Annotated in this window: 21 protein-coding genes; 8 read left to right on the top strand and 13 right to left on the bottom strand. The window is 62.3% G+C overall.

The genetic code is table 11. The features are described from left to right. Positions 1-76 precede the first annotated feature (76 nt). Positions 77-310 carry a DUF1488 family protein gene (locus IVB45_RS01910; protein WP_247363055.1) on the top strand — a complete coding sequence of 78 codons (234 nt, stop codon included), beginning with the start codon at positions 77-79 and terminating at the stop codon, positions 308-310. A gap of 92 nt (positions 311-402) precedes the next feature. Here the strand turns inward: IVB45_RS01910 and IVB45_RS01915 are convergent, their stop codons facing one another. From IVB45_RS01915 to rpmB, 5 genes are all read right to left on the bottom strand, one after another. Next, entirely contained in the window at positions 403-816 is a 414-nt protein-coding gene (locus IVB45_RS01915) for a hypothetical protein (protein WP_247363053.1), read from the bottom strand. Positions 817-839: 23 nt separating this feature from the next. Further along, the gene (locus tag IVB45_RS01920) at positions 840-2,789 is read right to left on the bottom strand and encodes a DUF3732 domain-containing protein (RefSeq protein ID WP_247363052.1); all 1,950 of its coding nucleotides are present in this window, start codon (positions 2,787-2,789) and stop codon (positions 840-842) included. Further along, entirely contained in the window at positions 2,789-3,289 is a 501-nt protein-coding gene (locus IVB45_RS01925; RefSeq protein WP_247363051.1) for a three component ABC system middle component, read from the bottom strand. The genes IVB45_RS01920 and IVB45_RS01925 overlap by 1 nt, the downstream gene beginning before the upstream one ends. Before the next feature lie 6 nt (positions 3,290-3,295). Next, positions 3,296-4,459, bottom strand: a complete 1,164-nt coding sequence (locus IVB45_RS01930; protein ID WP_247363050.1) for an ABC-three component system protein — start codon at positions 4,457-4,459, stop codon at positions 3,296-3,298. A gap of 250 nt (positions 4,460-4,709) precedes the next feature. After that, complete coding sequence (rpmB, locus tag IVB45_RS01935) at positions 4,710-5,021, bottom strand: 50S ribosomal protein L28 (RefSeq protein ID WP_027567969.1); 312 nt, start codon at positions 5,019-5,021, stop codon at positions 4,710-4,712. Positions 5,022-5,624: 603 nt separating this feature from the next. Here rpmB and IVB45_RS01940 point away from each other — a divergent pair. The 5 genes from IVB45_RS01940 to IVB45_RS01960 all read left to right on the top strand — a co-directional run bounded on the left by IVB45_RS01940 (position 5,625) and on the right by IVB45_RS01960 (position 12,416). Continuing rightward, entirely contained in the window at positions 5,625-6,434 is an 810-nt protein-coding gene (locus IVB45_RS01940; RefSeq protein WP_247363049.1) for a DUF3108 domain-containing protein, read from the top strand. Positions 6,435-7,040: 606 nt separating this feature from the next. Continuing rightward, positions 7,041-10,460, top strand: a complete 3,420-nt coding sequence (locus IVB45_RS01945) for a helicase-related protein (RefSeq protein WP_247363048.1) — start codon at positions 7,041-7,043, stop codon at positions 10,458-10,460. A gap of 22 nt (positions 10,461-10,482) precedes the next feature. After that, entirely contained in the window at positions 10,483-10,752 is a 270-nt protein-coding gene (locus IVB45_RS01950; RefSeq protein ID WP_084462124.1) for an RNA-binding S4 domain-containing protein, read from the top strand. 132 nt (positions 10,753-10,884) lie between these two features. Then, a complete protein-coding gene (gene fdxA / locus IVB45_RS01955) occupies positions 10,885-11,223 on the top strand; it encodes a ferredoxin FdxA (protein WP_027567965.1) in 339 nt (112 codons plus the stop codon). A 344-nt stretch (positions 11,224-11,567) separates the two neighbouring features. Beyond that, positions 11,568-12,416 (top strand): CarD family transcriptional regulator, encoded by an 849-nt coding sequence (locus tag IVB45_RS01960; RefSeq protein ID WP_247363047.1) that lies wholly within the window; start codon positions 11,568-11,570, stop codon positions 12,414-12,416. Positions 12,417-12,533: 117 nt separating this feature from the next. Here IVB45_RS01960 and IVB45_RS01965 read toward each other — a convergent pair whose 3' ends face one another. Continuing rightward, the gene (locus IVB45_RS01965; RefSeq protein WP_247363046.1) at positions 12,534-12,905 is read right to left on the bottom strand and encodes a helix-turn-helix domain-containing protein; all 372 of its coding nucleotides are present in this window, start codon (positions 12,903-12,905) and stop codon (positions 12,534-12,536) included. A gap of 109 nt (positions 12,906-13,014) precedes the next feature. Here IVB45_RS01965 and IVB45_RS01970 point away from each other — a divergent pair, with 109 nt between their 5' ends. Further along, entirely contained in the window at positions 13,015-13,725 is a 711-nt protein-coding gene (locus tag IVB45_RS01970; protein WP_247363045.1) for a glutathione S-transferase family protein, read from the top strand. A gap of 37 nt (positions 13,726-13,762) precedes the next feature. Here the strand turns inward: IVB45_RS01970 and IVB45_RS01975 are convergent, their stop codons facing one another. The 7 genes from IVB45_RS01975 to cyoA are packed head-to-tail and all read right to left on the bottom strand — an operon-like array spanning position 13,763 to position 20,682. Continuing rightward, on the bottom strand, positions 13,763-14,296 hold the full coding sequence (locus IVB45_RS01975; protein WP_247363044.1) for a response regulator transcription factor: 534 nt from the start codon (positions 14,294-14,296) through the stop codon (positions 13,763-13,765). Continuing rightward, entirely contained in the window at positions 14,286-15,665 is a 1,380-nt protein-coding gene (locus tag IVB45_RS01980) for an ATP-binding protein (protein ID WP_247363042.1), read from the bottom strand. The genes IVB45_RS01975 and IVB45_RS01980 overlap by 11 nt, the downstream gene beginning before the upstream one ends. Further along, the gene (locus tag IVB45_RS01985; RefSeq protein ID WP_247363039.1) at positions 15,637-16,497 is read right to left on the bottom strand and encodes an SURF1 family protein; all 861 of its coding nucleotides are present in this window, start codon (positions 16,495-16,497) and stop codon (positions 15,637-15,639) included. Before IVB45_RS01985 ends, IVB45_RS01980 begins: the two co-directional genes overlap by 29 nt. After that, entirely contained in the window at positions 16,494-16,886 is a 393-nt protein-coding gene (cyoD, locus tag IVB45_RS01990) for a cytochrome o ubiquinol oxidase subunit IV (protein ID WP_247363038.1), read from the bottom strand. Before cyoD ends, IVB45_RS01985 begins: the two co-directional genes overlap by 4 nt. Next, complete coding sequence (gene cyoC, locus IVB45_RS01995) at positions 16,883-17,512, bottom strand: cytochrome o ubiquinol oxidase subunit III (RefSeq protein WP_007599270.1); 630 nt, start codon at positions 17,510-17,512, stop codon at positions 16,883-16,885. The genes cyoD and cyoC overlap by 4 nt, the downstream gene beginning before the upstream one ends. Then, entirely contained in the window at positions 17,513-19,510 is a 1,998-nt protein-coding gene (gene cyoB / locus IVB45_RS02000) for a cytochrome o ubiquinol oxidase subunit I (protein ID WP_247363037.1), read from the bottom strand. It abuts the gene before it with no gap. An 11-nt stretch (positions 19,511-19,521) separates the two neighbouring features. Continuing rightward, entirely contained in the window at positions 19,522-20,682 is a 1,161-nt protein-coding gene (cyoA, locus tag IVB45_RS02005; RefSeq protein ID WP_247363036.1) for a ubiquinol oxidase subunit II, read from the bottom strand. 182 nt (positions 20,683-20,864) lie between these two features. Here cyoA and IVB45_RS02010 point away from each other — a divergent pair, with 182 nt between their 5' ends. Continuing rightward, positions 20,865-22,190, top strand: coding sequence for an MFS transporter (locus IVB45_RS02010; RefSeq protein WP_247363035.1), 1,326 nt, complete (start codon positions 20,865-20,867; stop codon positions 22,188-22,190). Positions 22,191-22,226: the final 36 nt, after the last annotated feature.

The following is a 22,226-nucleotide window of genomic DNA, read 5'->3' on the forward strand; positions in this document are numbered from 1 at the left end:
AACACTACGGGGTGGCTCGTTGCGCGGCGGCAACTGTGGATCGACAATTCTGAGTCTTGGATCGTCGCCACCTCGCATGAGCGTCCGGTTCTCTCTGCAGGACGGCGCGAAGGAAATCGCCTGCGCGATCTCGACCTCCGCCATGGACGACCTCGAGCGCGGCCCGCGCGCCAGGCCGAGCGAGCGCGAAGAGCAGTTCATGCGCCTGCGCGAGCGCATCGAAGCCTGCGGGGAACGGAAGTATCAGGCGACGGAGTTCGAAGGCACGCCGCCGGGGATCGTGCTGCGGAGCATTGATTTTCGGGGGTAGTGCGGGGGCACCGCGGGAGCGTTGTCGATAGGCCAGCCCAAGGTATCACGCTTAGTCCCGACCATACGTCAACGCGAGCCGGCTGACCCATGCTATTCGTCGTTCTCGTCTTCATCGTTTTCTAACGATGCATGAACCTTGATACGCTTCTCGATCCACAGCGCTGCAATCGTGGCAAGTGTCCCAGAGGACGTCATGGTCGTCACGATGAGGCCCTTCTGAGTGAGAGAAGGGAAAAGGAAGTCGGACGCGACTAATATCGCCACTGACCAAAAGAGCATGGTTGTCCCAAACAGTATTAGAACAAAAGCCGCCACCCAACCAAAGCCACGAGCAATACGAGCGAGAGAAGATCTCCTACGGATCCATGGTTCGCGCTCAATTGGTTCCGCGAAAGACAGGCGATACTCAACAACGTGATGCCGCGATTTATCTTGCGACTTCCATTTTGCGCCGATGATAGCAGCGGCAATTGTGCCGCTCACACCGACAATGGCGGCCAGCAACGTCGCAGTCGCCGGGTCCACGACTACCATTCGAGAGGTACAAGTGCGCGGCCGCGCCATTCTTCTGTAAGCCCCACGCCTGGAAGATCACCCCAAACTTCTTCGTCGGCGTGATCCAAGACAATGATTTGAAGGCGGCCCCCAGCTGCTTCGGTCTCCCGCCCCAGTAGTGCGAACACTTTGCGAACTGCGACTACGTCTTGATCTCGTAGTGCAAACTCGTCACGGCTATCGTCGCTTGCAACTCGCTTCGGAAAGTAAACTTGGCTCGGCTGGTCATAGATCAATAGTCCGGGCACAAAATGCCGCGGCTCTGCAAGAAAGTACTTCTGTAGGGCTAGCGTCAGGCTTACGTGGTAGGCAAGCCAATTGGCTCCGCTGCCGATCTCCCAAAGATAGTCTTCTCTGCTCCCACGAAGTACTTTTACAGTTAGGTCGGGGACGATCAATCTAACAGGCGAATCGGGCCATTCCGCATCAAGTTGGGGAACATATTGGCCAATGATCCTCTCAATTCTTGTGAGAGCATTTCTCAATTTTCGGCTTATTTCGGCTTCTGAGACGATCTTTTCAAGCTCGTCAATTTGAGCCCGAAGCCTTGAAATCTCATTTCTTAGATCGGAAGATTGGTCAGCTCTGTCGTATAGCTGCAGTGCTTGCTCAAGCCTTCCAAGAAAGCGTTCAATTCGGTCGAAATGGTCGGCAACCTCTTGTGCTGCCTTCGAGTCGCGTTCTAGCGCGGAAATCTCATTTCGGACTTCGTTGAGACGGTTCAACACGGTCTCTGTTGCTCCTCGTTGGCGAAACGTCTCTTTGTCGATCGTGCCAGATACGCTAGGAAGCGATCTCAATCTCACGTCGAGTGCGTCCAAATTGTCGCACAATCTCAGCAGTTGTTCTCTGTCGCCGGCGGCAAGTGTCGTAACGGCATCGTGGGAGTCGGTGGTGACTAAACTACGAAGCCATTTTGCTAGAGCGAGCCTATCACGTTGGATGTGTATCGAGTCGCCATAAGCCTCGCTACTTTCTAGCAGCCGGCGCAGTTCGTTAAGGCGCTGTCGGTGTTCGCCGAGTTGTTGCGCCAATTCGCTGTCTTCTTTGCGCAGGCTCTCAAGTCGGGTAAGGGTGACGTCAATTCCGGCGAGCGATGGCCTTGCGTGCTGAGAATTCCCGGCAACAACTTGCCGAAGCAAGTCCACCACACTCGGCCAATCAGGCGGAATGATTTGTTCAGGGGAAAGTAATCCGAGTTCGATTGCCTGCCTTAGCCATCCTTGAGCTTCCAGTTGCCAAGCAGAACTTGCTGCAGACACGGCTCGCAACTCCGCCTCTTTACGCCGTAGAATGCGGTACAATCGATCCAGTTCAAAGCGCGCCTGAAGAACAGCCGCAGTGACGGCGCCGAGGATGTACGGAAATATGGTCTTCAACTTTTCTCTATGCTCGGTAGTGTCTGCTTTAAAGAACATCACGTCCGGGTTCGCAATGATGTTTTGTGGCTGAAACGTGAAGGCCATTAAGTCACGAAAACCTGGGCGTGACTTAAATCTGTTCTCTGTGTTTGGCTCGAATTCTAGATTTGTGAGGCCAGCCAATCGATTTAGTTCTTGCTTCACGAAGTCTAGGTTCGCATTCTTCTCTGCTATGCGTTCAGGAATCTCGACATCGCCTCCTTCAAGGAAGAACATATCTCCCGTGGTTTGCTGATCTCCGGGCTCGCGTCTAGCGAGGAGCTTTAGGCCTTCGACAGTTTCAATCAGAATTCCAAACCAACCGCATTTTTCTCGAATGACTCCAACTGGAATTGCACATTTGTCAGCGCCCAAGCAGTAGTCGATGATTGGGATAACGGCTGACTTCCCTGTCTTGGAAGAGCCGCTGATTACGTTTACGGATCCCCTCTTGAATTCAAGCACTCTTGGTGAAGTGTTCGCTCGCGGCCAGAGAATGAGTTTCAGAATTTGGAAATACATCAGAATTGCACCACCAAAATGGAAGCTACCTGCTGAAAGCTGAGCTGTGAGAACCAAAAGCCGAGTTTATCGGCACCGTTAGTGAGCGCTTTGATTCGTTCCGGGATAGCTGGTTTTCCCTTCGACGAATCTGGTGTGTTGGCGCGAATCGTGACGTTCTCATAATCGAGAGTCAGAAGACGTTGATTTATTCCTAGTCCAATAGATTGGAATGTTAGGGGCCGAAGCGCGAGGGCCCGTTCATGGATCGCCAAAAGATTTTCTCGCTCCTTTCCTAGCTTTCCCGCAAACAGGGCCAAGCCCGATGTTTTATATGTCGAGCTGATAACCTCTAGCGTGGGCCGGTGAAGTAGAAGCGGCAGCACAAGAAATGATAGCGGCAATAGAGGAGCGCGGCCGTCCTCAGATTGGTATCCGAGTCCAAACCGCCATAGTACAAAAGCGCCCAGCGCGGGATTTTGAACTATTTCGATTTCGCTTAGCGGCCGATGGTCTGGCACACCGAATTACTCCTCGTTCGAATCGATCAGTGATTTGTAGTCTGGATGCCAACCCAATCGCATGAGATCGGCCAGTTCGTTCAGCGAACCGTGGACGAAGTGTTCGGGGACGGATCGACTATCAATTGGAACTTGTAGCAGCGCGCAGCGCCGATATACCTGCCGGCCTCTGAACGATGCGTCATTCTGAGAATAGATGTCAGCTATCTCGCCGGAAATCAGCGCATATCGGCGAATAAGAGAGTCGTCGAAATCTGTTAGGCTGTCCTTGAACACGAGTCCGATTTCCGCCCAACGGGACTTATCTGACGACGCTCGAAGATAGTCACTAACCGCTCGTACACGGTCGTCGTCGCTAGCATCTACTATTTCGAGTTGGCGAATAAAGGTTGGGCGCTTCACAAGCATGGCCGCGACTTCATCTTCTCCAGGCTTTGAAGTCAGAGAGGCGAGCAGGCCTGGCAGATTGTTCTTCTGAACGAATGCGATGAAGCCGGTTTTGAATTTGTCACCGTCGATTTTGGAAGGCTTGCCTTGGCGGATCAGTTCATCAGCTTGTTCTTTGGCCATTCCGATCGCTGAGTGGCAAAGAACATCAACCAAATCCGGGACAACTGTCGTCTTGATAAGCGAACGTAACCTCTCAAGGGGGGACGCTTCGCTGACTACCGCTAGTCGAGTAACGACGGCGGTTCTCTCATCGTCTGTGGCCGTAAGAAATCGCTGAACATAGATGGCGCAGGTCGCGGGCTTTTTTTTGTTAAAGCTCAGAGCTACAGCGGCAGTGAGTTTTTTGACGTCATTATCAGATTTGCAGTCGTTAAGTGCTTCAGCCCAAGGGCCAGTATGGAAGGGTGAAACGTAAATGCAAAACTGAGACTTCTGGGGATCGATTGCTCCACTCGCCGCACTATCAAGCCAATTGGCAATTGCCTTCCAAAGATCTGCAGCCCAATCAGATAGCGGATTTTGCTTAAGGGCACTTTTCGTCTGTTCTAGGGTAAGCGAACCATCGGCGTAATGAATCGCTACATCATCGAGCAGTTCTAACGAGACTTGAGCTCCGTTAGGGCACGTTAGGAGATGATAGCAGAGTCGAACCGGTTGCAGTGCAAAGCCCAGATATGGTCCGGGTGCAGCGTGTTTTACGGCTTTTACAGCAACGTTCATTCCGCCCCCGCCGGATGGCAATATGAGTCGCGACGACTTCTCTAGTTCTTTTTATGCACGCCGCGGTTGATGGCCAATAAGGCTAAAGCATAGGCTGTGAATCGAGGGGAGTGGAGTCTCACGGTAGGAGATCGTTGTTTTGGTCAACAACAAAAACGGCCGGATCTTCCGATCCGGCCGCAATGCAAAACTCCACTTGGCCAAGCCTACGCCTCGCGACGCAACCTAGCCTGGTCGAATTCGAAAACTCCTAGCTGGCCTTCTTCGCCGGCGCGGGCGTCGGGCCGACCTTCTTCTGGATGGCGCGCTTCAGCTCGAGGGCGCGCGGCGACAGCAGGTCGGCCTTGACCTTGAGCAAATAGGGATCGAGGCCGCCATTGTGGTCGACGCTCTTGATCGCGTTGGTGGAGACGCGCAGGCGCACGTTGCGGCCCAGCGCTTCGCTGATGAAGGTCACGTTGACCAGGTTCGGCAGGAAGCGGCGCTTGGTCTTGATGTTGGAGTGGCTGACCGTGTGGCCGACCTGGGGGCCCTTGGCCGTCAATTCGCAGCGGCGAGACATGGTAAAATCCTCAATCTTTCCCAACGATGTGCGGCCGCCATTCGGGGCGCCACGGGCAAATTCTCTGTCCTTGCAGGGAGCGGGCGGACGTATAGGGGGGAAGGGGCGGGACGTCAAGGTTTTGGGGCGGCTGGGACGCCAGTTTCGCGCCCGGCACTCGGTGTCGTCGCCCGCCTTGTGCGCACTCGCGCACTGGGGCGGGCGATCCAGTACGCCGAGCCGGTGCGGCTGACCAGAGGGGCCGCGGCGTACTGGATGCCCCGGTCAAGCCGGGGCATGACAGCGGTGGCGGTGGCGGGGTGAGGTGCGCGCTTCTGACCCGCCCCGATCACCAAAACGGCAATGATTATCGCGCCTTACCATCACATAAAGGGCGTATTCGCGCCCGAAGAGTCCGGTGGAGTTCCGGACGCGGATAGGCCCGGACGCATTGCTTGGCGCGCATTTTGGCTTAAGTAACAACCGTTCGCGCCCCGATTGGATTGTTTCGTGCTCACAACGCCTCATCTTGCGCCAAGCCTGCGCACAACGGAGCTGCGCCCAAATGAGCTGCGCTCAGCGGAGCGGCGCGCAAATCATCCGCGCGCTGCCGGCCGCTGGGTCTTGGCGGCCCTTGGCGCGCTCGTTTTGGCGTGGGCGGCGGAGCCCGCGGCGGCGCAAGGCAAGCTCGAGGCGCAATACGAGGCGACGCTGGCGGGCATTCCTGTCGGCAAGGGCGCCTGGAACATCGACATCCAGGACGATGTGTTCGCGGCCGCGGCCTCCGGCGGCACCTCGGGGCTGCTGAAATCCTTCGCGGGCGGGTCCGGCACCGGCGCCTCGCAAGGCCGCGTGGTCAACGGCGCGCTGGTCGCGACCGGCTACCAGGCCTCCACCACCACCTCGAAGAAGACCGAAGAGATCCGCATCACGCTCGACAAGGGCAATGTGAAGGATTTTGCCATCGTGCCGGAGCCTCCGGTCGATCCCGACCGCATCGTCGTCACCGATGCGCATCGCCGCGGCGTCTGGGACCCGATGACGGCCTCGCTGGTGCGCGTATCCGGCACCGGCGACGTGCTGTCGGCGGACGCCTGCCACGGCAGCGCCGCCGTGTTCGACGGCCGCATGCGCTACGAGCTCAAGCTCGATTTCAAGCGCATGGAGAACGTGAAGGCGGAGAAGGGCTATCACGGCCAGGTCGTGGTCTGCTCGCTGTATTTCGTGCCCATCGCCGGCTACATCCCCGACCGTCCTGTGATTAAATATCTCGCCGCCCAGCGCAACATCGAGGTCGCGTTCGCGCCGATCGCGGGAACGCGCATCCTGGTGCCGTTCTGGCTGAAGGTGCCGACCCCGCTCGGGCCGGCCATGCTGGAAGCGACGTCCTTCATCACCAGCGCCCAGCCGCCGAAGGTCGCGAAGACGCAGTAGGCCGGGCCTCCCGCGCTGAACCTCGCTTTTTGGCGAAAATAAACGCAAGCGATTTCAATGACATGCCTACTGTGCATGGGGTTGTTTTCGCACTTTTTGTTTGGAGGGGGTCGAGGAGCGGGAATCCATTTGACTCCTCCCCGTTTCTGATTCGACTCCGCGCCGTCCCCAGCTTTAACGAATCCGCCATCGAAACGTCGCTTGTGCGGCGGGGCAAAACTCCATCTAGTGCGAACCCATAAGCCTCCCGCGACATGTTGCGTGAACGGAACGGGACTCACGGGGGAGTCTGCGATTCGGCCGCGATTCGTTCTCAACTCGTTCCGAAGCTTAAAGCCAACGGGAAAAGCGTCGCAAAGTGAGACAGTTGCGCGAGGTTCGGGGAGAATGCTCCCACACTCTCGGTGTCATCGCCCGGCTTGACCGGGCGATCCAGTACGCCGAGGCGTCTACGATTGAGCCGAGAAGCCGCGGCGTACTGGATGCCCGGGTTAAGCCGGGGCATGACAGCGGAGAAGCCGAAGCCGGGTGACTTCCAGGCCCTTCGCGCCACCGCCCCAAAACAGCACTGACATTCGCCCCAATCGCCATTACCTAATCCCCCAGATGCCTTTTTCCTCCTCCCCCTTCGCTTCCGAGCGGCTTCCCGGCGCCGGCGTCACTGCGGTGCTTGGTCCCACCAACACCGGCAAGACCCATCTCGCCATCGAGCGGATGCTCGCGCATCCCTCCGGCATGATCGGGCTGCCGCTGCGCCTGCTCGCGCGCGAGGTCTACAACAAGATCGCCGCGCGGGTCGGTCCCGATGCCGTCGCGCTCGTGACCGGCGAGGAGAAGATCAAGCCGAAAGCGCCGCGCTACTGGGTCTCGACCGTCGAGGCGATGCCGCGGGATCTCGACGTCTCGTTCCTCGCCGTCGACGAGGTGCAGATCGCCTCTGATCTGGAACGCGGCCACGTCTTCACCGATCGCATCCTCAACCGCCGTGGCCGCGACGAGACGCTGCTGCTCGGCGCTGCGACCATGCGTCCGATCATCGAGCGGCTGCTGCCGGGCGTCTCCATGATCACGCGGCCGCGTTTGTCGCAGCTGGAATTCGCCGGCGACCGCAAGATCACGCGGCAGCCGCGCCGCACCGCCATCGTCGCCTTCTCGGCCGACGAGGTCTACGCCATCGCCGAGCTGATCCGTCGCCAGCATGGCGGCGCCGCCGTGGTGCTGGGCTCCCTGTCGCCGCGCACCCGCAACGCGCAGGTCGCGATGTTCCAGGACGGCGAGGTCGATTACCTCGTCGCCACCGACGCCGTCGGCATGGGCCTCAATCTCGACGTCGACCACGTCGCCTTTGCCTCCGACCGCAAGTTCGACGGCTACCAGTTCCGCCGCCTGACGCCGTCCGAATTCGGCCAGATCGCCGGCCGCGCCGGCCGCGCCACCCGCAACGGCACCTTCGGCACCACCGGTCGCTGCGCACCGTTCGAGCCCGAGCTCGTCAATGCGCTGCAGAACCACACCTTCGATCCCGTGAAGGTTTTGCAATGGCGCAATTCGAAGCTGGATTTCGCGTCCCTCGGCGCGCTCCAGGTCTCCCTGAACCTGGCCCCGGGCCATGAGGCGCTGACGCGCGCGCCCATCGCCGAGGACATGCGCGTGCTCGACCACGCTGCCCGCGACGCCGAGGTGCGCGACGTCGCGCACGGCAAGGACGCCGTGGAACGGCTGTGGGAGGCCTGTCAGGTCCCGGATTATCGAAAGCTGTCGCCGGCCGCCCATGCCGAGCTGGTCACCACGCTCTACGGCTTCCTGATGCGGAAGGGATGCATCCCCGACGCCTGGTTCAGGACCCAGATCGACCAGGCCGACCGCGTCGACGGCGATATCGACACGCTGTCGGCCCGGATCGCGCAGATTCGCACCTGGACCTTCGTCGCCAACCGTCCCGACTGGCTGAAAGACCCCGAACGCTGGCAGGGGATCGCCCGCGAGGTCGAAAATAAATTATCGGATGCGCTCCATGAACGCTTGACTGAGCGTTTCGTTGATCGCCGGACCAGTGTATTGATGCGCCGCCTGCGGGAGAACACGAGCTTGAATACGGAAATCGGCAAGACCGGCGAAGTCATCGTCGAAGGCCATGTCATCGGCCGCCTCGATGGCTTCACCTTTGCACCGGATGCGGCGGAAGCCGGCTCGGATGCGAAAGCGTTGCAGGCTGCAGCGCAGGCCGTGCTCGCCGGCGAGATCAACGCGCGCGCCGAAAAACTGGGCAATGCGCCGGACGAGCACTTCGTGCTGACCTCGGAAGGCATCATCCGCTGGACCGGCGACGCCGTGGCGCGGCTGTCTGCCGCAGAGGACGCGCTGCATCCGCGCATCCGCATCATCTCCGACGAACGCCTCACGGGCGGCCCCCGCGACAAGGTGCAGGCCCGGCTCGAGCTCTGGCTCAAGACGCATATCGAAAAGCTGCTCGGGCCGCTGTTCGAGCTCAGCAAGGCCGAGGACGTCACCGGCATCGCCCGCGGTATCGCCTATCAGCTCGTCGAGGCGCTCGGCGTGCTGGAGCGCCCGAAGATCGCCAACGAGCTGAAGGACCTCGACCAGCCCTCGCGCGCGACCTTGCGCAAATACGGCGTCCGCTTCGGCGCCTATCACCTCTATTTCCCCGGTCTGCTCAAGCCGGCCGGGCGTGCGCTGGCCGCGCTGCTCTGGGCGCTGAAGCAGGACAATGTCGATCCCTCCGCGCTGTCGGGCGCGCAGCATCTGGCAAGCTCGGGCCGCACCTCGTTCCCGGTCGACAAGCAGCTGCCGCGCGACGCCTATCGCGTGCTCGGCTACAAGCAGGCCGGCGAGCGCGCCGTGCGCGTCGACATCCTCGAGCGCCTGGCCGACCTGATCCGTCCGGCGCTGGCCTGGCGCGAGAACGCGTCCGGCGAAAAGCCCGCCGGTGCGTTCGACGGCCGCAGCTTCGTGGTGACGCAGGCGATGACCTCGCTCACCGGTTCGGCCGGCGAGGATTTTGCGTCGGTGCTGCGTGCGCTCGGCTATCGCATGGACAAGCGCCCGCCGCTGCCGGCGAAGCCCGCTGCGGCTGTTGCCGAGATCCCTGTTGCTGAAGCCTCCAGCGAAGAGACACCCGCAACCGAAGCGCCGGTCGAGGACGCCGCCGCGCCCGCGGACACCGCGATCGAAGCCGCCGCCGAGCCTGTGACTGTCGAAGACGCGCCCGGCATGGAGCAGCACGACGAGCCCGCACACGACGAGCCGGCGCTTGAGGCTTCCGTCACGCCGGAAGACGCTCCCGGCATCGCGCCACCTGCGGAAGAGGCTGCGGCACCCGTTGAAGCTGCTGAAACCGTGCCCGCTGAAACCGCGTCTGCCGAAACCGCGCCTGCAGAGACTGTTGCAACCGAAGCCGCTGCGTCGGCCGATGCGGCAGCACCCGTGGAGGCCGCGGCGACGTCCGCCGAGCCCGAGCTCATCGAGGTCTGGCGTCCCGCCGGCCGTCACGACGATCGCAAGCCGCGCCACGAGCGCCATCGCAACCCGCGTCACCAGCCGCGTCCGCAGGCAGCTGCTGAAGCCGGCGCTGCGCCTGCCGAAGGCGAAGCCGCGCCTGCTGCCGACGGCGAGAAGCGCGGTGAGCGTCATCGCCATGGCGGCGGTCATCGTCGCGATTCTGGTCGCGATGGCGGCAGGGATTTCCGCAAGCCGCGCGAAGGTGGGGCCGAAGCCGCGCCGCGTCCTGAGGACAAGAACCGCCGGTTCGAGGGCAAGAATGGCGGCAACAAGGACCGCGACAACAAGGATCGCAACAAAGGCAAGTTCGGTGGCGGTGATCGCGACAAGGGCCGCGACAACCGTGGCCGCGACCGCGACAAGGGCCGCGACCGCCAGGGCGGGCCGTCGCTGCGTCCCTACGCATCGAGCGCCACCCCGCGCGAGCGCGATCGCCCGGTCGATCCGAACTCGCCGTTTGCAAAACTCGCTGCGCTAAAGGAGCAGCTGTCAGGGCGTAAGGAGTGAGCCCACGACCGAGCGGCAGCGCATCGACAAATGGCTATGGCACGCGCGGGTGGTGAAGGCGCGCACCTCCGCTGCCGAGCTTGTCGAGTCCGGCCATGTTCGCGTCAACGGCGCACGCGAGAAATCGCCGGGGCATGCGATCAAGATCGGCGACGTGCTCACCGTCGCGCTCGATCGCACCGTGCGCGTCTTGAGAGTCATCGCCTTCAACGAGCGCCGCGGCGATGCCGCCTCGGCCCGTGTGCTCTACGAAGAGCTCAGCGAAGGCCATCCGAATTCTCAGCGCAATTAATTGCGCTTTGAATTCATTTCTTGGTCGATCAAGCGCATAAAGCCGTCCTGATCGGCCGTTCCTGAGCTTGCGGCGCCGGGCCATCCGCGCTACGCAAGCCGCGACTTTTAAAAGAGCTTTTCGGAGCGTTGGATGACTTACGTCGTCACTGAAGCGTGCATCAAGTGCAAGTACACCGACTGCGTCGAGGTCTGCCCGGTCGATTGTTTCTACGAGGGCGAGAACATGCTCGTCATCCATCCTGACGAGTGCATCGACTGCGGCGTGTGCGAGCCGGAATGCCCCGCCGATGCCATCAAGCCGGACACGGAACCGGGCCTAGAAAAGTGGCTCACGGTCAACGCCGACTACGCCAAGAGCTGGCCGAACATCACCCAGAAGAAAGAATCACCCGCCGACGCCAAGGATTTCGACGGCATGGAGGGCAAGTTCGACAAGTATTTCTCCTCGAACCCCGGCTCCGGCGACTAATTCGGGTCAAACTTAACCCTATTAGCGGCGTTATCGCTGAAAACCAGCCCTTAAGACCCCTAAATCATTGATTTTTGCGGGAAATGTGCTATATTGGGCACATTGAGCCGAACCCTGGTTAGCCCCGTCGGCCCCGTTGGGTTCCCGTGAAACCAAATGTCGAACAGGGGCGTGGCAGTTTCCGCGCGCAGGCTGTGTCACAGAAAACGCGTAAAAAGAGTACTTCAGCGAAGGCTTCCCATAAGGACGCCAAGAAAGTCGCCGCGGCCAGCCGTAGCGCATCCAAGGGTCGGACCGCGACGAAGGCGCCGGCTGCAAAGTCCTCGAAGAACAAAAGAAGCGCAATGCCTAACAAGACTGCCAAGCCGGCCGCGAAAGCGACCGTTGCCAAGCCTGTTGCCGCCAAGCCTGCCGCCAAGCCCGCTGTTGCAAAGACGCCCGCTGCCAAGGCTCCCGCTGCCAAGCCCGCCGCGCCGAAGGCTCCTGTTGCTGCTGCTCCCGCCAAGGCCCCTGTCGCTGCCGCCAAGCCGGCCGTGAAGCCAGCGGCTGTCGCGCCGAAGGTCGAAGAAAAGAAGGTCGTGACCCAGCGTCAGGGCTTCAAGGCCAACGAATTCGTCGTCTATCCCGCTCACGGTGTCGGCCAGATTCTGGCCATCGAGGAGCAGGAGATCGCCGGCGCGAAGCTCGAGCTGTTCGTCATCAACTTCATCAAGGACAAGATGACGTTGCGCGTGCCGACCGCCAAGGTCGCCAATGTGGGCATGCGCAAGCTGTCGGACCCCGCGCTGGTGAAGCGTGCGCTCGAGACCCTCAAGGGCCGTGCCCGCGTCAAGCGCACCATGTGGTCGCGCCGCGCCCAGGAATACGAAGCGAAGATCAATTCGGGCGACATCGTCGCGATCGCGGAAGTCGTGCGCGACCTCTATCGCTCCGAGTCGCAGCCGGAGCAGTCCTACAGCGAACGCCAGCTCTATGAAGCCGCGCTCGACCGTCTCTCCCGCGAGATTGCGGTGGTGCAGCACTCGACTGAGACCGAAGCGGTCAAGGAGATCGAGGCCCAGCTCGCCAAGAGCCCGCGCCGCACCGGCGCCAAGTCCGAAGCCGCCGAAGGCGAAGGCGAAGGCGATGCGGACGCCGAGGGCGACAGCGACGAGACCGATGGCGGCGCCACGGTCGCCGACGAGGCCGCGTAAGCGTCTCGCGCATTCATCGCAACAAATCAAAAGCCCGGCCGTTTGGCCGGGCTTTTTGTTTCGGAGGGACGGTCAGCGGGCCGAATTGCTTCTGAGCCTATGCGGTCCTGAACGGCATCAAACCCGCGATGCGCTTCCCGAAGCGCCGCGCCCGGTCTCGCGGCTGTTTCCGCCCGCGTCAGTCGCAACCGTCGACCACCAGGCGCCTAACGCATCAATCAACGGCACCAAGGTGTGGCCGGCGGCGGTCAGATCGTACTCGACCCTCAACGGGTATCCGCCGAATTCCGTGCGGGTCACGATACCGGCGTCCTCCAGTTTGCGAAGCTCGAGGGCGAGCATCCTGTGCGAGATGGTCGGATTGTCCCGACGCAAGTCGCTGAACCGTTTGGTGCCCTGTTTCAAATAGTAGATCAGAAGCGTAGGCCACCGGCCGCTCAGGATCTGCATCACTTCCTCGATGGGACATCTCGAAACGAGGTCTTTCATCGGCGGACTCCAGGTTACAAAAATGTTCGCAATTTACTTGATGGAGCGAGCGACTAGGGTTCGGGACCGCTGCGCAGCGTGATCATCAGAAATCACGGAGAATAGATCGATGGATCCAATCCTACTCTACGGCTTCCCGATGGGAAGCTCCATGGGACTCGTTGCAGCTCTTGAATGGCTTGGCAGGCCATATCGCCTGTGTCGCGTCGACATGCTGGGCGAGATGCTGAGCCCGTCATACGCCAGGATCAATCCGCGACACGAGACGCCTGCACTCATCACGGACCAGGGTGATGTACTGACGGAAACCATGGCGATCGCAGCTTGGCTCGAAGCCAGGGATACCGAACGGCGCATCAGCTTTGATCCGTTGTCGCCGAAAGCCGATCGCATGCATCAGCTGATGGCGTTCGTGAATACCGGCTTTACCGGCGCCTTCGCGCCGCTTTGGGTCGCACTGGAAGGCGTGGCGATGGACGACGCCATGCGCTCGGCCTTGCGGGAGTTCGGAAGGAGAAAGGTGATCGAACGCCACGACAAGCTCGAAGGCATGATCGAGCCGGCAAGATTCCTGCTGGCCGACCGGCCGACCCTTGCCGACGCCTTGCTGACAGGTGTGGCGCGCTGGCTCGACTTCCACGCCGTCGCGGAGAGGAGCCGCTGGCCAAAGCTGGCGGCGCTGCGCCAACAACTCGAGGCCGATCCCGCGGTCATCTACGCCACCGCCGTGGAGCGCGGGAGCAGTGATCCGGGAGCAGGATCCTGTGCGGGCCATATCGCGCTGGCCGACGTCATCGCGCGATATGGCAAGCAAGCCTAACCAGTGGAGAGGAGGAGCGGCTTCGATCCGCTCCTCCCTACTTCACCGGCCGCTTCTCGAGCTTCCTTGCCAGCGTGCGCCGGTGCATCCCGAGTCGTCTTGCCGCTTCCGAGATGTTGAAGTCGGTCTCGATCAGGGTCTGGTGGATGCGTTCCCATTCCAGCGTTTTGATCGAGGTCGGCCGGGCATCGAGCGCGACCTCGGCATTGCCTGCGGCCTTGTTGAAGGCGGCCTCGATGTCGTCGGTGTTCGACGGCTTGGCCAGATAGTGGCATGAGCCCAGCTTGATGGCCTCGACGGCGGTGGAGATACTGGCAAAGCCCGTCAGCACCACGATCAACATCTCCGGATCGTGCGTGTGCAAGAGCTCGACGCAGGCCAGGCCCGAAGCTCCCCCGAGCTTGAGGTCGACGACGGCATAGCCGAACGATCGCTCCTCCAGGACTTTCCGCACCTCCTCGATCGAGGCGGCGAGCACGACCTCGTAGTCGCGGCGCTCGAACGAACGCTTCAGGGTGCGCGCGAAGCCGGCATCGTCCTCGACGACGATGAGCGAACGGTCAGGCGTCAAAGCTGCCTCCGATCGCCAGCGTTGCGAGCGGCAGCGTGAGGCGCACCGTGGCGCCGCGCTTCCTGTGGTTCTCGGCGGTCACGCTGCCCCCTAGCTTGCGCACCACGTTCACCACCAGGAACAGGCCGAGCCCGCCGCCGGCGCGGCCCTTGCTCGACTGATAAGGTTTTCCGATTTGTGCCAGCATCTCCGGCGCAAAGCCGGGGCCGCGATCGCTGATCGACAGCACGAGATGATCGCCCTCGCGCCCGGCAACGAGCTCGACCCAGTCGCGCGAGACCTCGTAGGCGTTGTCGAGCACGTTGAAGATCACCTGCTTCAGCGCGACGTCCGAGACGATCGCAACGTCTTCGCCGAAGGTGTTGACGAAATACAGCGTGCGCGCCGAGCGCGCGTCGCGCCACTCCTCCACCAGCGCTGTGACGAAAGCCGCAACCGTCGTCGGCGACGATCCTTCGCCGCGGGCTTCGCCTGCTGAGACCAGGATGCCCGTCACGATCGACTTGCAGCGTTGCAGCGACGTCTCCATCTCCGCCAGGTCCTCGGCCAGCTCCTGATCGGCGGCGAGGTCGGGCATGCGGCGCCAGTCGCCGAGGATGACCGAGAGCGAGGCGAGCGGCGTGCCGAGCTCGTGCGCAGCGCCGGAGGCGAGCAGGCCCATGCGCACGATATGATCCTGCTCGGCCGCATGCTGGCGCAGCGCCGCCAGATGCGCGTCGCGCTCGCGCAAATTCCTGTTGATGCGGGTGACGAACACCACCAGCAGCACGGCGTTGAGCACGAAGCCCAGCAGCATGCCGGCAACTGTGAGCGTGTAGGTCTCGCTCAGCGGGTTCGGCGGCAGCTCGAGCGGCCGATAGGCGACGGTCAGCCAGACGAAGCTCGCGCAGGTCAGCGCGACCAGCGACCAGGTCGAGCGGCCATCGAGCAGCACCGCGCCCAGCGTCACCTGAAGCAGGAACAACGAGGTGAAGGGATTGGTGGCGCCGCCGCTGAGGTAAAGCTGCGCGGTCAGCGCGGCGACGTCCAGCATGAGGGCGACGAGCAGCTCGTTGTTGGTGATCGCGGCGCGATGGCGCACCCAGACCAGGCTGGAGATGTTGAGAAATATCAGGGCGCCGATCACTGCGCCCATCCGGGTGAGGGGCAGGGGAATGCCGAGCCACATATGCACGCCGCCGATGGTCACGATCTGGCCGACCACTGCAGTCCAGCGCAGCTGGATCAGCAGCGCCATGTTCTTGCGGTTGGTCTCGTCGTCGGTCGGCGCAGCGCCGATCAGCTCGCTGCGCGCGTCCGCCTGCGATTGCAGCGTGACGGCGCCATGCGTTCTTCCGTCGTCAGGTGGGCTCGACGATCGTTCCAGCATCTGATCCCGTCTTGCGGGCGACGGCATCGGAGCCGCCGGCCGCTTCGTGGACGAAGCCGCTCCAGGGCTCCTTGCGGCGGAACAGCCCGCCGCCGAATGTGACGAAAAGTTTACCGGCCAGCATGAAAGTTAGGGCAAACCACGTCAGCGCGTAGATCAGGTGGTTATTGGGAAAGCTGATCACGGTCAATCCGCCGATTGGGCTGCTGCCGGATTGTGATCGAGCGTCGGCATCGATGAAAAAGGGCGCGACGTGGTCGAGGCCGCGTGCCGCCGCAATCGCTGCGACATCCCGCGAGTACCAGCGATTGTGCTCCGGCACGTTGGTCCTGAGGAATCCGCCTTTTGGCTCCGTCACGCGCAACAGGCCGGTGATCTCAACCGGGCCTTGCGGATTGCCGTCCCGGCGCGTCGAGGCGTCGCGCCGCTCGGACGGCACGAAGCCGCGGTTGACCAGGACCAGCGTGCCGTCGCTACGCTGAAGCGGCGTCAGCACCCAATAGCCCGGGCCTTCTTCGGTGACGGCCTGAACCAGCGTCTCGCGGTCATGCAGGAAGCGGCCGGTGACGCTGACGTGCCTGTACTCGTCGTTTGCGGCGGAGACGGTCGGCCATGCCGCCGGCGAGGGGATCGGTTGGGCCGGGGCATGAACGCGCTGCTCGACGCGATCGATCAGCGCCAGCTTCCAGGCGCGGCGCTCGATCTGCCAGACGCCGAGCGCGATCAGAAGCGCAAAGGCCGTGAGCGAGAGGACCGTGAGCCACAAGGACAGGCGCGCGGCGTCGCCGCGCACCTCGTTTGCCTTGCTCGTCATGGTCCCGTTCTCGCTCATTTCATCCCGGTCATCTGGTGGATCGGCATCATGTTGCTGTTGAGGTGGTTCATCACCCACAGCGAACCCGACAGCGCGATCACCACCATGACGATGGTGAAGATCAGAGCCATCATGCTCCAGCCGTTCTCGGACGTCGTGTTCATGTGCAGGAAGTAGATCATGTGCACGACGATCTGCACGATCGCGAAGGCCATGATCACGAGCGCGGTGATCTGCTTGCTCGGAAGCGCGCCGCTCATCACCAGCCAGAACGGGATCGCGGTGAGCACGACCGAGAGCACGAAGCCGAGCATGTAGGTCGAGAACGAGCCGTGGGCGTGGGCTTGCGCGTGGCTATCGCCGCGGTGATGATCGCCCGCATGGGCGGCGTGAGTATCGGTGTTCATCGCAGAACTCCCAGCAGATAGACGAAGGTGAAGACGCCGATCCAGACCACGTCGAGGAAGTGCCAGAACATCGACAGGCACATCAGGCGGCGGCGGTTGGCCTCGATCAGGCCGAACTTCCAGACCTGCACCATCAGGGTCACCAGCCAGATCAGGCCGCAGCTGACGTGCAGGCCGTGGGTGCCGACCAGGGTGAAGAAGGCGGACAGGAAGGCGCTGCGCTGCGGCGTCGCGCCCTCATGGATCATGTGGGCGAACTCGGACAGCTCGATGCCGATGAAGGCGGCGCCGAACAGGCCGGTGATCGCCAGCCAGATCTGGGTCTGCGCGATCTTGTTCTGCTGCATGGTCAGCATGGCGAAGCCATACGTGATCGACGACAGCAGCAGCATCGAGGTGTTCACCGCGACCAGCGGCAGCTCGAACAGATCCTTTGGCGCGGGACCGGCGGCGTAGTTGCCGCCGAGCACGCCGAAGGTGGCGAACAGGATCGCGAAGATGAGACAGTCGCTCATCAGATAGATCCAGAAGCCGAGCGAGGTGCTGTAGCCTTCCGGATGCGGGTGTTCGTCGGCGAGGTAGAACACCGGCTCGCCGGTTTGCGTGGGATTGACAGCGACAGTCATTTACTTGGCTCCGGCGAGCAGTTTGGTGCGCGCGTCTTCGGCCCGGATGACGTCCTCGGCCGGAATGTCGAAATCGCGATGATAGTTGAAGGTGTGACCGATGCCGACGGCGAGCATCGCGATGAAGCTCGCGGCCGCCAGCCACCAGATGTACCAGATCAGGCCGAATCCCATCGCGGTGGCAAAGCCGGCCAGGATGATGCCGGTGCCGGTGCTGCTGGGCATGTGGATCGGCTTGAAGCCGGTGAGCGGGCGCTGATAGCCGCGCTTCTTCATGTCCCACCACGCGTCATTGTCGTGAACGACGGGAGTGAAAGCGAAGTTGTAGGCCGGCGGCGGCGAGGAGGTCGCCCATTCCAGCGTGCGCGCATCCCAGGGATCGCCGGTGACGTCCTTGAGCTGCTCGCGCCTGAGGAAGCTGACCGCGAACTGCATCAGCATCGAGAGGATGCCGAGGAAGACCAGGAAGGCGCCGATGCCGGCGACGATGAACCAGATCTGCAGGCTTGGGTCGTCGAACACACGGAGCCGGCGGGTCACGCCCATCAGGCCGAGCACATAGAGCGGCATGAAGGCGAGGTAGAAGCCGGTGACCCAGAACCAGAACGACAGCTTGCCCCAGAACGGATCGAGCTTGAAGCCGAACGCCTTCGGGAACCAGTAGCCGATACCGGCGAACGCGCCGAACACGACGCCGCCGATGATCACGTTGTGGAAGTGGGCGATCAGGAACAGGCTATTGTGCAGGACGAAGTCGGCCGGCGGCACCGCGAGCAGCACGCCGGTCATGCCGCCGAGCACGAAGGTTAGCATGAACGCGATCGTCCACATCATCGGCAGCTCGAACCGGATGCGGCCGCGATACATCGTGAACAGCCAGTTGAACATCTTCGCGCCCGTCGGGATCGAGATGATCATCGTGGTGATGCCGAAGAAGGAGTTGACGCTGGCGCCCGACCCCATCGTGAAGAAGTGGTGCAGCCAGACCAGGTAGGACAGGATGGTGATGACCACCGTGGCGTAGACCATCGAGGTGTAGCCGAACAGCCGCTTGCCCGAGAAGGTCGAGGTCACTTCCGAGAAGATGCCGAAGGCGGGGAGAACCAGGATGTAGACCTCGGGATGACCCCAGATCCAGATCAGGTTCACGTACATCATCGGGCTGCCGCCGAAATCGTTGGTGAAGAAGTTGGTGCCGACGTAGCGGTCGAGCGAGAGCAGCGCGAGCACGACGGTCAGAACCGGGAAGGAAGCGACGATCAGTACGTTGGTGCAGAGCGCGGTCCAGGTGAACACCGGCATCCGCATCATGGTCATGCCGGGGCATCGCAGCTTGACGATGGTGCAGATCAGGTTGATGCCGGACAATGTCGTTCCGACGCCCGCGACCTGTAAGCCCCATATGCAATAGTCGACGCCGACATCCGGACTGTAGCCGATGTTCGACAGCGGCGGATAAGCCAGCCAGCCGGTGCGGGCGAATTCGCCGATGAACAGCGAGGCCATCACCAGCACCGCGCCGCCGACCGTCATCCAGAAGCTGAAATTGTTCAGGAACGGGAACGACACGTCGCGCGCGCCGATCTGGAGCGGCACGACGAAGTTCATCAGGCCGGTGACCAGCGGCATCGCCACGAAGAAGATCATGATCACGCCGTGGGCGGTGAAGACCTGGTCGTAGTGATGGGAGTTGAGATAACCCTCGGAGCCACCGAAGGCGAGCGCCTGCTGCAACCGCATCATCAGCGCGTCGGCGAAGCCGCGCAGCAGCATCACGATGCCGAGGATCATGTACATGATGCCGATGCGCTTGTGGTCGACGCTGGTGAACCACTCGCTCCAGAGATAACCCCAGACGCGGAAATAGGTCAGGCCGGCAAGCATGATGAGGCCGCCGGTCGCCACCACGGCAAAGGTGCCGACGACGATCGGCTCGTGCAGCGGCAGCGATTCGAAGGTGAGCCGGCCGAAGATGAGCTTGAGAAGATCAGGAGACATGCGGGATCTCTTTACGAATCTGACTTCGGACGTTGTCCGAGGAAGAAGGACGAGGACTTCAGCGGCGTGAAAGTCGGCCGCTTCAGGCCGGCGCCGAGCAGCGGCGCGGTGTCGACAGGTGCCGTGATGGAGGCGGTGGTCCTGCCCTGCGGCGCATCGGGCGTGCAGGTGCCGGCGACGAAGGTCGGCTCCGGGCCAAGCGCCGTGCCGCGGCGGGCGTACTTGTCGTAGGCCAGCGGCAGGGTGTTGTTCAGGCCCTCATGGCCGAGGCCGCCCTTGGCGTCGATCGCCATCATCTCGCTCTGGCACATCTTGCCGGTCTCGACGCACATGTTGAGGATCAGGCGGTAGAGATCGGAATCGACGGTGCCGTAGCGCCGCACCGGCTCGTTCTGGCTGGGCTTTTCGAGCTGGAGATATTCGGCGCGGCCGAGCGAGCCGCCGCCGGACTTGGCGCTTGCGATCCAGGCGTCAAAGCCCTTGTCGTCGAAACCCTGGAAGTTGAAGTGCATGCCGGAGAAGCCGGCGCCGCTGTAGTTCGCCGAAAAGCCCCGGTAGGTGCCGGCGTGGTTCACGACGGCGTGGAGCTTGGTCTCCATGCCCGGCATCGCGTAGATCTGGCCGGCCAGCGCGGGGATGTAGAACGAGTTCATCACCGAGGACGCCGTGATGCGGAAGTTGATGGGGCGATCGACCGGAGCTGCCAGATCGTTGACGGTGGCGATGCCGTAGTCCGGATAGATAAAGAGCCACTTCCAGTCGAGTGCGACGACGTCGACCTCGAGCGGGGCCTTGGATTGGTCCACGGCGCGGTCGGCATGGATGCGGCCGAGCGTGCGATAGGGGTCGAGCAGATGCGTGCCCATCCAGGTCAGCGCGCCCAGGCAAACGATGATCAAGAGCGGCGCCGACCAGATCACCAGCTCGAGGCTGGTCGAGTGGTCCCATTCCGGCTCGTAGCGGGCGTCGGTGTTGGACTGGCGGTAGCGCCAGGCGAACAGCACCGTCAGCGCCATCACGGGGACGACAATCAGGAGCATCAGGACGGTGGAAATGATGACGAGGTCGCGCTGTTGCGCTGCGATATCGCCGGCCGGCGCCAGCACGATGTAGTTGCAGCCGCTGAGCGCAACCGCCAGGGGTAGCAGCGCCAGGATCTTGAAACGGGACACGGGCCGAGCCTTATGAGAATGAGTTTCTTTCGCGGGGCCAAGGGGTAGCTGCAACGCAGCAATCCGGACATTGGACAATTTGTCCAATGTTGCAGTGCGGGATGTTGCGCCAGACAGGGCTGGATTGCCTGGCGCCTCGCCGGGCGGTCGGCTTTGGTTTTCAGGACGTTAAGGGCGCGCGAATGGCGATGGCACAGACCCCCGCAATGGCAGACCACTCGGGCGAGCACGGCCACGACCAGGCCAGTCCCGGCGAGATCGCTATCGGCGTCATCATCGGCCGCACCTCGGAATTCTTCGACTTCTTCGTCTTTGCGATCGCCTCGGTGATCGTCTTCCCGCGCCTGGTGTTTCCGTTCACGAGCGAACTGACCGGCACCCTCTATTCCTTCATGGTTTTCGCGCTGGCCTTCATGGCCCGGCCGATCGGCACCGTCATTTTCATGACGGTCGACCGCGGGTACGGCAAGACGGCCAAGCTGATCTCGGCGCTGTTTCTGCTCGGCACCGCCACCGTCGCGATCGCGTTCCTGCCCGGCTATCACGAGATCGGCGCTGCCGCGATCTGGCTGCTGGCGCTGGCGCGCATCGCACAGGGTCTGGCCTGGGGCGGCGCCTGGGACGGCATGGCCTCGCTGCTGGCTCTGAACGCGCCGCCTTCGCAGCGCGGCTGGTACGCGATGGTGCCGCAGCTTGGCGCGCCGCTCGGTCTGATCGTGGCGAGCGGCCTGTTCGCCTATTTCGCCGGGAATCTCTCGGCCGACGATTTCTTCGATTGGGGCTGGCGCTATCCGTTCTTCGTCGCCTTTGCCATCAACGTCGTGGCGCTGTTCGCGCGCCTGCGCATGGTGACGACGGAAGAATATGCCTCGCTGTTCGAGACCCGCGAATTGCAGCCCTCGCGCATCTCCGAGACGGTGGCGCGCGAAGGCCAGAACATCATGCTCGGTGCGTTCGCGCCGTTGGCAAGCTTCGCGCTGTTCCACATGGTTACGGTGTTTCCGCTGTCCTGGGTATTCCTGTTCACCCGCGAAAGCCCGGTGCGCTTCCTGATCATCGAGATCGTCGCCGCCGTGTTCGGCGTCGGCGCGATCGTGCTCTCCGGCGTCATCGCCGACCGCGTCGGCCGCAAGTCGCTGCTGATGGGATCGGCGATCGCGATCGCGATCTACAGCGGCTTTGCCCCGCAGCTGCTCGATGCCGGCGCGTTCGGCGAGACCATCTACATGGTGATCGGCTTCATCCTGCTCGGTCTGTCGTTCGGCCAGTCGTCGGGCGCGATCGCGTCGAACTTCAAGCAGGCGTATCGCTACACGGCCTCGGCGCTGACCTCCGACATGGCCTGGCTGTTCGGCGCCGGCTTTGCACCGCTGGTCGCTCTGCTGCTTGCCACCAATCTCGGCGTCATCGCCTCGGGAGCGTACCTGCTGTCAGGCGCGTTCTGGACCTTGCTCGCGCTCTGGCTCAGCGGCCAGCGCGAGGCCGGCGATATGGACGCGGGGCGCTGATCGGGCGGAGCTTGAAGGGTGGGCAAAGGCGCGTAA

Origin of the sequence: Bradyrhizobium sp. 4, assembly GCF_023100905.1 — a bacterium.
Lineage (GTDB): Bacteria > Pseudomonadota > Alphaproteobacteria > Rhizobiales > Xanthobacteraceae > Bradyrhizobium.